This is a genomic window from Streptomyces marokkonensis, from assembly GCF_008312835.1.
GTDB lineage: Bacteria > Actinomycetota > Actinomycetes > Streptomycetales > Streptomycetaceae > Streptomyces > Streptomyces marokkonensis_A.
In genome coordinates, this window is record NZ_VSKS01000043.1 from 1 (window position 1) to 12,802 (window position 12,802).

Below are 12,802 nucleotides of genomic sequence, written 5' to 3' on the forward strand. Positions count from 1 at the left end.
CACCCCCACCCACACCACACTCCACCGCAACCACAACGACCACCACCACCTCCTCACCACCCTCGCCCACCTCCACACCACCGGCCACACCACCACCTGGCCCACCACCACCAACAACACCAGCAGCACACCCAAACTCCCGACCTACCCCTTCCAACACCACACCCACTGGCTCACCCCACCCACCACCACCGCATCCCCGAACAGCCACCCTCTCCTGGGGAGCGCGCTCGATCTCGCCGATACCCAGGAACACCGTTTCTCCCAGGTTCTGGAAGCCACGAGGCCCTGGTTCCTGGAACAGCACCAACTGGCCGGCACGGCGGTGATGCCCGCTGCGGCGATGCTGGAATGGGCCCTAGCCGGTGTGCGGGCCGTTGCCGGTGGCGAACTCCCCGGGCTGCTCCTTGAGGACGTTTCTTTCAACGAGTTCCTGCACTTCGGTGCCGACGTTCCGGTCAAGGTGCAGGTGTCCGTCGTCAGCGAGGGAGACGGGTACCGGGTCCGCTGCTTCGGACGGCCCGACGGCAGTGAGCGGGGAGCTCGGGACGTGCAGTGGGCCGAGCACGCGACAGTCGGCCGCGCTTCGCGCGGCGCCGACTCCTCGCTGCCGCGCGTGGACCTCGAGTCGCTGCGCCGGGAGATGCGGGCGACGGACACGGACGGTCTCTACGAACGCCTGTGGCGCATCGGCGTCGAGTACGGTCCTGCGTACCGTGGGCTCAAGCAGGTGCTGCGCCGGGGCGCAACGGAGGCGCTCGCTCTGATCGACGTCGGGGAAGCCGGGCGGGACTCCGGTGCCTACGCGTTGCACCCAGTGGTGCTGGACGCGAGTTTCCACGTCGTCGCGATGTTCACGGAGGGCGAGGAGGTACTTCGGCTTCCCGTTGGACTCGAACGCGTCGCTGTGCACGGGGAGCTGCCCTCGCGGGTGTGGGGCCATGCCCGCTGGCACGGAGTCGGCGCGGCCGGCGAATGCTCGATGGATCTGGACCTGATCGCGGACTCGGGCGAGGTCGTAGTAACGATCGAGGGACTTCGGTTCCGTACGGTCTCCGTCGACGCGCTGCGCGGCCTGGCGGTCACCCGTCCTCGTCGGTACGAGATCGAGTGGCAGCCGTTCGCGCAACCCGAGGCGGTGGGCGGACCCGCGGCGGAGGCCGACCGTGAGTGGCTGGTCATCAGCGGCCGGCACGGTGGTGCGTCGGACGGTCCGGCGGCCTGGCACGGGTACTTCGCCTCGGGGGGCGCCGAGGGGCCCCTCCTGCCCGTCGACCCGGATTCGGAGCTCGACCTGGACCAGTTCTTCGGTGAACGCCTGCCACAAGCGCTCGAAGCGCTGCCTTCGCACGGTGGCGGGGCGCGGCCGCGACTGGCAGGACTCGTGCTGGACGCGACGGCCTTCGCGGCGGCGGACGCGCCCGGTCCGGAACGCGATCGGAAACCCGATCGGGATGCCGGTCGGGAAGCCGGTCAGGAAGCCGACGAGGACGGAGTGGACGGGGTGGACGGGGTCTACCGGCTCGCCCGGCACTCCTTCCTCCTCCTCAAGCACTTCCTCCGCGCTCATGGGGAAGACCGGTCCCAGGTCGTCATCCGCTCGGCGGGGGCTGCGGCGGTGCCGGGCACACCCGGCGCGGCCGGGACCCCGGTGCTCACGCAGTCCGTACTCACCGGTGTGGCCAAGGCCGTCATCTCTGATCACCCCGACATCAAGTGCGTCCAGGTCGACACTGATCCGGCCGGGCCCGTGCCGTCACTCGACGAGACGCTCGGACGTGTGGCTCTGCTGCCCGGTGCCGGACATCTGGCGGTTCGCGGCGGGCGCTGGTACGAGGCGCGGCTCACGGAGGGCGAACTGGTGGGTGGCCGGCCGGCCGTCACCGTACGGCCCGACGGGACGTACCTGGTCACCGGTGGTCTGGGAGGGCTGGGTCTCGAGGTCGCGAGGTGGCTGGCCCGGCAGGGCGCACGGTCGCTGATCCTCGTGGGGCGTCATGCCCCCGCTGACGGTGATGTACCGGCCGAGATCGTGGCCCTGCGCGCGGGCGGGGTGCGGGTGGAGGTGCGGCAGGCCGATGTGGCGCGTCGCGACGACGTCGCACGGCTCTTCTCGTCCGTGCGGTGGGAGTCGACGCCGTTGCGTGGCGTGTTCCATCTGGCCGGGGTCACGGACGACGCGGTGTTCGACAAGCTGACGTGGCACCGCGTCGAGCAGGTCCTCGATCCCAAGGTGCGGGGCGCCTGGCATGTGCAGCAGGAGTGCGCGCGTACGGGGCAGGAGCCGGAATCGTTCGTCCTGTTCTCCTCGATGACGTCGCTGACCGGCGCCGCGGGACAAGCGGCCTACGTCCTGGCGAACACGGTTCTCGACGCCCTCGCCGCCCGCCGCACGAGCCGTGGGCTGGCCGCACTGAGCGTCGGTTGGGGCGCGTGGGCCGAGGTCGGCATGGCCGCCCGCGGCGGCTCGTTGGAGGGCCTGGCCGCGACCGGTGTGGATGCGATGGACCCGCGGCAGGCCTTCGAGGCGTTCGAGCGCCTCGGGGCTGGTGCGTCGGCGCATCTGGGTCTGGCCCGAATGGACTGGCACCGGTATGCGGCCGTCGCGGCGCGCTCGGTGCCGTACACCCTGCTGGACGCGCTGCGTCCGCAGGGCGGGCGCACGGAGCGGGGAATCGCCCCGGCCTCGGCCGACGAACTGGCCGCGCTGGTGGAGGCCGACCCGTCGCAGGCTCGCGACGTGGTCCTCGGTGAGCTGCTCGGGAGTGTGGCGCTCCTGCTCGGCCTCTCCGACTCGGAGCGTGACGCCTTGCGCGGCACCTTCGCCGGGACGCGTCTGAACGTGCTGGGCCTGGACTCATTGACGACGGTGCGGTTGCGCAGTCGGCTGCTCGCGGACTATTCCGCCGACGTGCCGTCGGACCTGCTGTTCGGTGGGGGAACGGCCCAGGACATCGCCGACTTCGTCTGTCGTCAGATCGCGCTCCGCAGCGTGCTGGCGGTCGACGACGCCGGTCCGGACGACTCCGAGACAGAGGTGCTGACGCTGTGAACCCAACCGGCCCGCTCCGCGGCGTGGCTGATGCGGCGGAGCACGAGACACCGAGCGGACGCCCCGAGGAGAGAGGTTTCACAGTGAGCACGGGAGGCATGGCCCTGGTTTCGTCGTTGCTGACGGAACTGGCCGGCAGGGGTATCAAACTGAAGCTCGACGGCGACGACGGCCTGGAGGTGCAGGCGCCACGTGGAAGTCTGACACCCGAACTGCGTGCGGAACTCGTCACGCACAAGCAGGAGATCGTCTCCTGGCTGGCCCGGTCGCGGGGTGGCCCCGCTGCACCGGACGGTGAACTGCCGACTGTGCGGCACGACGCGGAGCGGCTCCATGAGCCCTTTGCCCCGTCGGATCTTCAGCAGTCCTTCATCATGGGCAGCCGTGAGGGTTTCGAGTTCTATGTGCGGCCGCATCAGTACGGCGAGTTCGAGTTCGACGAGTTGGACGTTGCTCGCTTCGAGCAGGCGTTCAACAGGGCGGTGCGCCGTCAGCGCAAGAACATCGTGGTGGCCGGTGACGACATGCTGCTGCGTACGGTGCGCGATCCCGCTCCTGTCGAATTCACGGTCGACGACCTCCGGGGTCTGCCCGCCGAGGTGACAGAGCAGCGGATGGAACGGACCCGCGAAACGATGCGCAGGCAGGAGCCCCCGCACGACCGGTGGCCGTGGATGGCGCCCCACGTAAGTCTCTACGGTGACGGCCGGGCCCGGTTCCACTACAACAACAACAACCTCTTCGCCGACGCCCCGAGCGCGTTCCGGCTGCTCAGTGACGCACTGCACTACTACCACCACCCGGATCAGGAGCTCCCGGAGCTGGAGGTGGCCTTCCGGGACTGTGTGCTGGCACTCGCCGAGCTGGAGGAGTCGCCGCTCGGGCAGGTGTCGAAGAAGTACTGGTGCGACCGGATGGCGCAGTGGCCGGGTGCGCCTGAACTCCCTCTGGTGAGCGGAGCGGAGCGCCAGGTGCGTTCCATGTTGTCGAGGCGTGAGCTGCTGCTCGCGCCCCGGATCCTGGAGTCCCTGCGGGCGCAGGCGGACGCCCGGGGGTTGACGCTGACGAACGTGATGCTCGGCGCGCACGCGGAGGTCATCGCGCAGTGGAGCGGATCACGTCACTTCCTGCTGAACAACATGATCACGCACCGTCTCCCGATCCATCCCCAGATACGGGACATCCTCGGCAACTTCGCTTCGCTGTATCCGCTGGAGGTCGACTGGCGGCACCGGGAAGGATTCGGGGACCGGGTGCGGCGGCTGCAGGCACAGGTGATGGCCGATACGGAGCACACCTACTGGAGCGGCAGCAAGGTGCTGCAGCGGCTCAATCAGGTGCGTCGTACGCCGGGCAGCGCGGTATGTCCCTTCGCGGTGGGCAGTGCGCTGTTCGTGGGTCCGGCCGATCCTCCGCGGTACAGCCTGCTGGAAACCCCTCAGACCCTGCTCGACACCGAGTTCTGGGAGCTGCGCGACGGGCGCCTGTGGGTGATCTGGGACGTCATCGAGTCGATGTTCCCGGACGGGCTGATCGACGTGATGCTGGAGGCGTACGAGTCTTTGATCACGCGCCTGGCGGAGGACGATGCCGCCTGGTCCGTCCGGGACTTCGATCTGTTGCCCGCAGCTCAGCGTGCGGAGCGCGAGCGCGTGAACGAGCAGGCACTGGCGGCCGCGCCGACGCCGCCCGTCCGTCTCCTGAGTGACCTGCTGCCCCGGCAGGCGGCCTCCCGCGCGCAGGCTCCCGCGGTGGTGACCGGCGAGACGTCGCTCAGCTACGGCGAACTGGAGCTGTGGTCCGTGAGCATCGCGGCCCGGCTCGCCGGGCGTGGCGCGGGCCGGGGGGACGTCGTGGCGGTGGCGCTGCCGAAGTGTCCCGAGCAGATCGCCGCCGTCCACGGGGTACTGCGGGCGGGTGCGGCCTACGTGCCGGTCGACCCCGACTGGCCGGAGGACCGTGTGCGCTACGTCCTGGCGGACACCGCGGCCGCGGCCGTGGTGACGAGTGACGGCCTGCGTGCGCGGCTGACGCGTGCGGCCGGCACGCCGGTGGTGACGGTCGAGGAATGCGAGCCGGACGGGGCACGTGCGGGCACCGTGCCCGAGGGTGCCGCGAGCGACGAGGATCTCGCCTATCTCATCTATACGTCTGGGTCGACGGGCCGTCCCAAGGGCGCGATGCTCGATCACCGTGGCCCGCTGAACACGGTCGCAGACGTCAACCACCGTTTCGGGGTGTCCTCGTCGGATGTCGTGTTCGGGGTCTCGTCGCTGTGTTTCGACCTGTCGGTGTACGACGTCTTCGGGGTGGCCGCGGCCGGCGCGACGCTCGTGCTGCCCGCCGCCGCGCAGACCGATCCCTCCTCCTGGATCGAGTCGGTTCGCTCGCACGGGGTGACGGTGTGGAACTCGGTGCCCGCCGTCATGCAACTGCTCGTGGAGGAGGCTGCTGCGGCCGGTGTCCGATTGCCGTCGTTGCGGACGGTGCTGCTGAGCGGTGACTGGATCCCGGTGGATCTGCCCGACCGTATCCGTGAGGTTGCCCCGAACGCGCGGGTGATCAGCCTGGGCGGTGCCACCGAGGCGTCGATCTGGTCGATCTGCTTCCCCGTCGAGGAACGGGACGCGTCGTGGGCGAGCATCCCGTACGGGCGTCCGCTCGCCGGACAGAGCTGGCACGTCCTCGACGCGTCGGGACGGGACGCTCCCGTGTGGGTGCCGGGTGATCTGTACATCGGCGGGCGTGGGCTGGCGCTGGGTTACTGGAGGGACGAGGAGAAGACGGCCTCGGCGTTCGTCCGGCATCCGCGGACCGGGGAGCGGCTGTACCGCACGGGTGACCAGGGTCGCTATCTGCCGGGCTGCGACATCGAGTTCCTTGGCCGTACCGACTTCCAGGTCAAGATCCAGGGATTCCGGGTGGAGCTCGGGGAGATAGAGCATGCGCTGCTCGCCTGCCCCGGGGTGCGGAAGGCGGCGGTGGTCGCCCCCGACGCCGGTTCCGGACGGCAGTTGGTGGCCTTCGCCGTGCGGGAGGCGGACGCCGCGGACGGCGACGAGGATGCGTTCGTCGGGACGTTGCTCGCCGAGACGGCGCGCCGGGTGCCGCGCTACATGGTGCCGAGCCGGGTCTGCGTGCTGGAGGCTCTGCCGCTGACGGGCAACGGCAAGGTGGACCGACGTGCCCTGGAGGCGACGGCGCTGCTCCGGGGCGAGCAGGAGCGGGAACCCGCCGAGGCCGGAACGCCGCTGGAGTCACTGCTCAGCGAGGTCTGGGAGGCGGTGCTCGGGGTCGGCCGGATCGGCGTGCACGACGACTTCTTCGATCTGGGCGGGCAATCCTTCGCCGCGCTGCGGGTACTGCGGCAGGTCGCGGAACGGACAGGGTGCCGGGTGCCGCTCGGTCTGCTGCTCGAGCGGCGTACGATCGCCGGCCTCGCGGACGCCCTGCGGGCGCGGAGCAACTGGTCGCCGCTGGTCACCTTGCGCGCGGGCGAGCCGGGCGACAGCAGGGCACCGTACTTCCTGATGCATCCCGCCGGAGGGAACGTCGTCTGCTACCGGGAGCTGGCCGAGTTGCTCGACCGCCCCGTGCACGCGTTCCAGGCCCCGGGGCCCGCCACCGGGCAGGAGCCGCTCGAGTCCGTGGAGGAGCTGGCGACGCTGTACGTCGACGCCCTGCGCGATGTGCAGCCGACGGGGCCCTACGTGCTGGGCGGCTGGTCGTCGGGGGCGGTGATCGCCTTCGAGGCGGCGCGGCGTCTGGAGGAGAGCGGCGAGGCCGTCGAACGGATCGTGGTACTCGACTCGCCCGCCCCCGCACTGACCCGCGAGGTCGACGAGGCCCAGCTCCTGGTGTGGTTCCTGGAGGACCTGGGCATCGGTCTTCTGCCCGGGCACGCGCCGGTCCGGGAGGTGCGGCGTTTCGACGGGATGAGGGACAGCGACCGGATCGCGCGCACGCTGACACTCGCGCACGACAACGGCCTGCCCGACACGGGGATCGACACGGCCGACCTGGTCTCCGCGCTCGCCGTGTTCCGCGGTGTGGTGCGGGCCTGCAACAGCTACGAAGCCAAGAGCGTGAACGCACCGGTGAGCGTGGTGCGCGCGGAGCTCGGCCGGGTCAGCGAGTTCGACGGGCACCCTGACGCGGCGGCTCCGGACTGGGGCTGGTCCCGCTGCACGCACGGGGGCGCGAGCGCGGTGTCGGTACCGGCTTCCCACTACACGCTGCTCACCGACCCGTCGGCGCTCGCCACCGTCGCGGACACGCTGCTGCGGTCCTGACCCACCCGAAGATCCGCACCGCACGGACATGACCACTTGACGACACTGGACTGTTGAGGAGACGCGAGATGGCACAGGAACTCCTGTCCGAGCTACGCCGCCGGGGCATCAAACTGCGACTCACGGACGGCCGTCTGGACATCGTGGCGCCCACCGGATCACTCACCGAGGAGTTGCGGGACAGACTGAAGGGGAGCAAGGACGAGCTGATCGCGCTGCTGCGGCGCAGTCACACGGCCGAGGAGGGCACAGGCCTCGTCCCACGCCCCGACGAGCGGTACGACCCGTTCCCGCTCACCGACATCCAGCACGCCTACTGGGTGGGGCGCGGCTCGGCCCTCGACCTGGGCGGTGTCTCCACACACCTCTACTTCGAGCTGGAGCGTACGGGCCTGGACGTGGAACGCCTCAACACGAGCCTGCGGAAGGTCATCGCGCGGCACGACATGCTGCGCGCCGTCATCCAGCCGGACGGCCGGCAGCGGATCCTGCCGGAGGTACCCGCGTACGAGATCGCGGTGCGCGATCTGCGGGGACTCGACGAGGCGGGACAGCAGTCGGGCGTCGAGGAGATCCGCGCGACGATGGATCACCAGGTGCTGCCCACCGACCGGGCACCCCTGTTCGACGTCCGTGCCTGTCTCCTGGACGGCGGCCGGACACGGCTGCACATCGGCATCGACGTGCTCATCCTGGACGGGTTGAGCCTGTTCGTGCTGTTCAGCGAGTGGCGGCGGTTCTACGAGGACCCGCAGAGGAATCCCGAGCCGTTGTCTCTGTCGTACCGCGACTACGTCCTGCACGAGGAGGCCGGGCGCAGCGGCGCACGCTACAAGAAGGACGAGGAGTACTGGCTGCGGCGTCTCGACACGCTGCCGGCCGCCCCGGAGCTGCCTCTCGCGGTGCAGCCCGGTCAGCTCACGCGTACGGAGTTCACGCGGCGTGCGAGCAGGCTGACCCGGGAGCGGTGGGGCACGCTCAAGGACGCGGCCAAGCGGCGCGGGCTGACACCGTCGGCAGTGCTGATGACCGTGTTCGGTGACGTGCTGCGGATGTGGTCGGCGCAGCCCGACTTCACCCTGAACCTGACCCTGTTCAACCGGCCTCCGGTACACCCGCAGATCGACGACGTGATCGGTGATTTCACGACGCTGACGATGCTGGAGAACCGGGCACGGTCCGGTTCCGCGTTCGCCGGCCGGGTGGAGGCGCTGCAGGCGCAGCTGATGCTCGATCTCGAACACATGTCGTTCAACGGTGTACGGGTGCTGCGGGAGCGGGCCAAACGGCTGGGCGGCGGACCGGCGGCCTCGGCGATGCCGGTCGTGTTCACGAGCGCGCTCGTACTCGGCTCGCCGGACGAGGACCCGGCGGACGGCATTCGCTTCTTCGGTGAACGCGTGCACGGCCTGACGCAGACTCCTCAGGTGTGGCTCGACCACCAGACGTCGGAGGAACAGGGCGAGCTGCTGTTCAACTGGGACAGCGTGGAGGCGCTGTTCCCCGACGGCATGCTGGACGACATGTTCGCCGTGTACTGCGAGGCTCTCGGGCGCCTCGTCGACGAACCGGAGCTGTGGGACACGGCGGGCTCGCCCGCCCGGCTGCCCGCGTGGCAGTCGCGCGAGCGCACCGCCGCCAACGACACGGCAGCCGAACTGCCGGGGGCGGTCAGCCTGTGCGCGCTCGTCGAGGAACAGGCGCGCAAGACGCCCGACGCGGTGGCCGTGATCAGTGAGACGGGTGAGCTGACGTACCGCGAGACGGTGTGGCACGCGCGCCGCCTGGCACGCCGTCTCAAGGAACTCGGCGCCGCTCCCGACACACTCGTCGGTGTCGTTCTCGACAAGGGCTGGGAGCAGGTCCCGGCGGTACTCGGCGTACAGCTGTCGGGGGCGGGCTACCTGCCGATCGAGCCGGGCTGGCCCCGGGCCCGGCGTGAACAGCTGCTCGGCGAGGCGGGGGCGGGGATCGTGGTGACCTCGCCGGAGATGCGCGACGAGGCGGGGTGGCCCGACGGCGTGCGGGTGGTCACGCTCGACGACCCGGAGGTCGCGGCGGCGAGCACGGACCCCGTGGAGGTGATGCCCGCCGGGGACCACCTGGCGTACGTCATCTACACCTCGGGGTCCACTGGCCGGCCCAAGGGTGTGGCCATCGACCACCGGTCGGCCGTGAACACGGTCCTGGACATGAACGCCCGCTTCCGGGTCGGCCCCGGCGACGTCGTGCTCGCCCTGTCGTCGCTGAGCTTCGACCTGTCCGTGTACGACGTGTTCGGGCTGCTCGCGGCGGGGGGCAGCGTCGTCCTGCCGGCCCCCGGACGCACTCAGGATCCGGCACACTGGACAGACCTGGCCGAACGGCACGGCGTCACGCTCTGGAACTCGGTGCCGGCGCTGATGCAGGCCTGGGTGGACTCCGGAGGCCACGGCGAGGCGGAACTCCCCGCTTCGACGCTGCGCCTGGTCCTGCTCAGCGGCGACTGGATACCGGTGGCGCTGCCGGACGCGGTCCGCCGTCGGCACCCCGAGGCGAAGGTCGTCAGCCTGGGCGGCGCCACGGAGGCCGCCATCTGGTCGGTGTGCTATCCGATCGGCGAGGTTCCCCTGCACTGGTCGCGCATTCCGTACGGCAAGCCGCTCGCCAACCAGACACTGCACGTGTACGACGCGTCGTTCGAGCCCTGCCCGGTCTGGTCGACGGGTGAGATCTTCATCGGGGGTGTGGGTGTGGCCCGCGGTTACTGGGGCGATCCGGAGCGGACGGCGGAGCGCTTCGTGGTTCACCCGCGTACCGGAGAGCGGCTGTACCGCACCGGTGACCTGGGCCGCTATCTGCCGGGCGGCGACATCGAGTTCCTGGGACGGGAGGACCTCCAGGTCAAGGTCAACGGCTACCGCATCGAGCTGGGAGAGATCACCTCCGCGCTGCTGCGGCAGCCGGGAGTGGCGGACGCGGTGGCCGGGGTGGACACCAGCCCGAAGACCGGGCACCGGCAGCTCGTCGCCCACGTGGTGCCGGCCGTGACGGCAGCCGTCGCCGCGCCGCGGACGCAGGAAGAAGCCGCGGCCTGGCAGACGGTGGTCGAGGCCTGCGAGGCGGGTGTGCGGCGAGGCACACTGGAGCTGGCCGCACAACTCGCCGAGTACCGGCGCATGCTGGAGACGCTGGAGGACATCGCGCCGACCGTGATGGCACGCACCTTCGCCCGCCTCGGCCTGTTCACGTCCGCCGTGAACGCCGCGTCCGCGGCGGACATCGTCGCCCGCTGCGGCATCAAGCCCGGCTACCGCCAACTCGTCGAGCGCTGGCTGTCCGTCCTGTGCGCCGAGGGCGTACTGCGCTCCGGCACGGCACCTGGCACGTACGTCTGCACCCGGCCCCTGGACGCCGACGAGTTGACGGACCGCCTGCACGGTGCCCTGGCCGCCACCGAATTCGGCGGCAGCGAGGCGGTGCTCCGCGACTACTTCGCCGCCTGCGTCGAGCAGCAGGTCGACATACTGCGCGGGCGGACCAGCCCGCTCAAGCTGCTGCTCGCGGGCGACGAGGACCGGAAACTCACGGACGCGCTGTACGCCGAGAACGCGGTGTCCGTTCTGCAGAACGGCGTCCTGGCCCAGGGAGTCCGCGCCTTCGTGGAGAGCCGCGGCGAAGCCGGGCGCCCGGTACGGGTCCTCGAAGTCGGCGCGGGCACGGGTGCCACGACTGCCCAGGTGCTCGAGCAGCTTCCCGAGGACGGCGTCCGGTACTCCTTCACGGATGTGTCGGGCTACTTCACGACCCGTGCCGAGGAGCGCTTCCGGCACGACGCGCGCGTGGGGTACGCGACCTTCGACATCGACCGCGAGCCCGCGCCGCAGGGCGTGGAGCCCGGTTCGGTCGATGTCGTCATCGCCGCCAACGTGCTGCACGACGCCAAGGACGTCCAGTGGAGCCTGACCCGGCTCCGCTCCGTCCTGGCACCCGGCGGGCTGCTGGTGCTCCTGGAGGGTACCGTCAACTCACGGCAGCAGATGGTCACGGTGGGCCTCATCGAGGCTCTCGCCCGGGAGCACGACGGGCAGCGCCTTCCGCTGCTCACCGTCGACCAGTGGCAGCGGCACCTGGAATCCGCCGGGTTCACCCGCTGCGCCGCGGTGCCGGGTCCTGACGCCTCCGTCGACTTCCACGGTCAGCAGGTTCTGATCGGCCAGGCGCCGGGCGATGCCGCCGGGACGGGGCCGGACCCGGATCGGCTGCGCCACGGGCTGGAGGAGCTGCTGCCCGGCTACATGGTGCCGCGTCACATCATCGTCATCGACGGCCTCCCGCTTACGCCCAACGGCAAGGTGGACCGGTCGGCGCTGCCCTCGCCGTGGGAGGAGGCCGCCAAGAGCGAGCGTGTCACCCCGCGCAACGCGATGGAGCAGACGGTCTTCGACATCTGGAGCCACGCGCTGGGCCATGACGGCTTCGGCGTCACCGAGGACTTCTTCGACCTCGGCGGCGACTCGCTGCACGCGGTGACCATCCTGGGCCGGCTCCAGGAGGAGTTCGGTCTCGACGACGCGGAGGAGAACGGTCTGGACCTGCTCTTCGACAATCCGACGATCGCGGAGCTGTGCGGAGAACTCACCGCCCGCCGGGCGCTCTGAACCCGGCCTGACACACAGGCGGAGCGCCCCTCCCGGACGATCCGGGAGGGGCGCTCCGCCGTGACGGGGCGGTCGTGCGGTGCCGCGGTCAGGTGATGCCCAGTTCCTTGCTGATGAAGTCCAGTACCTCGCTGTCACTGGCGGATTGCAGATGCTCCGCACCGCCGTGCGCCGGGGCCCCGCCCTCGGACTCTCCCTCGCACAGCCCCAGCAGCTCGCGCAGCCGGGCGGCGACCACGCCCCGGGCCGCCTCGTCGAGGCCGTCGCCGGAGGCGGCCAGCACCTCGCGTACGCCGTCGAGCCGGGACAGGAGAGGCGAAAGCTCCGCCGTGCCCTTGCCCGGGGCCGACAGCAGGGACCGCACGTGAGCGACGACCGCGTCCGGAGTCGGGTGGTCGAACGTCAACGACGCCGCGAGCGCGAGGCGCGACGCCGCGCACATCCGTCGATGGAACTCGACCGCCGCCAGCGAGTCGAACCCGAGGTCCTTGAAGGTCCGCGATCCGTCCACGGCGCGCGGACCGTCGGCACCGGTGATAGCGGCCACATGCGTACGTACCAGCAGTGGGACGGTCTCGTGGGTCAACGCGTCGACGGCGGGAGCCGGCGCCTCTTCCGGGGCGACGGAGGTGAGCCAATGGGCTCCCCGCTGGAAGGGGTAGGTCGGGAGTTTGGGTGTGTTGCTGCTGCTGAGGGTCTTGTTGTTGGTGGTGGTGGGCCAGGTGGTGGTGTGGCCGGTGGTGTGGAGGTGGGCGAGGGTGGTGAGGAGGTGGTGGTGGTCGTTGTGGTTGCGGTGGAGTGTGGTGTGGGTGGGGGTG

At 70.6% G+C, this 12,802-nt stretch carries 4 protein-coding genes; 3 read left to right on the forward strand and 1 reads right to left on the reverse strand.

Annotated features, from left to right (window positions below):
* From F1615_RS35205 to F1615_RS35215, 3 genes are all read left to right on the forward strand, one after another.
* The coding region (locus F1615_RS35205; RefSeq protein WP_149553106.1) for a type I polyketide synthase at positions 1 to 3,052 on the forward strand (3,052 nt) is incomplete at its 5' end.
* Positions 3,053 to 3,150: 98 nt separating this feature from the next.
* A complete protein-coding gene (locus F1615_RS35210; protein ID WP_149553107.1) occupies positions 3,151 to 7,344 on the forward strand; it encodes a non-ribosomal peptide synthetase in 4,194 nt (1,397 codons plus the stop codon).
* Between the two features lie 68 nt (positions 7,345 to 7,412).
* On the forward strand, positions 7,413 to 11,984 hold the full coding sequence (locus tag F1615_RS35215; RefSeq protein ID WP_149553108.1) for a non-ribosomal peptide synthetase: 4,572 nt from the start codon (positions 7,413 to 7,415) through the stop codon (positions 11,982 to 11,984).
* Positions 11,985 to 12,072: 88 nt separating this feature from the next.
* On the opposite strand, the gene F1615_RS35220 is transcribed toward F1615_RS35215, so the two are convergent.
* The coding region (locus F1615_RS35220; protein ID WP_244328974.1) for an acyl carrier protein at positions 12,073 to 12,802 on the reverse strand (730 nt) is incomplete at its 5' end.

What these genes read in the sequence shown, in the direction of transcription:
- F1615_RS35210 (WP_149553107.1), top strand. Translation starts at nt 3,151, where the DNA reads ATGGCCCTGGTTTCGTCGTTGCTGACGGAACTGGCCGGCAGGGGTATC.
- F1615_RS35215 (WP_149553108.1), top strand. Translation starts at nt 7,413, where the DNA reads ATGGCACAGGAACTCCTGTCCGAGCTACGCCGCCGGGGCATCAAACTG.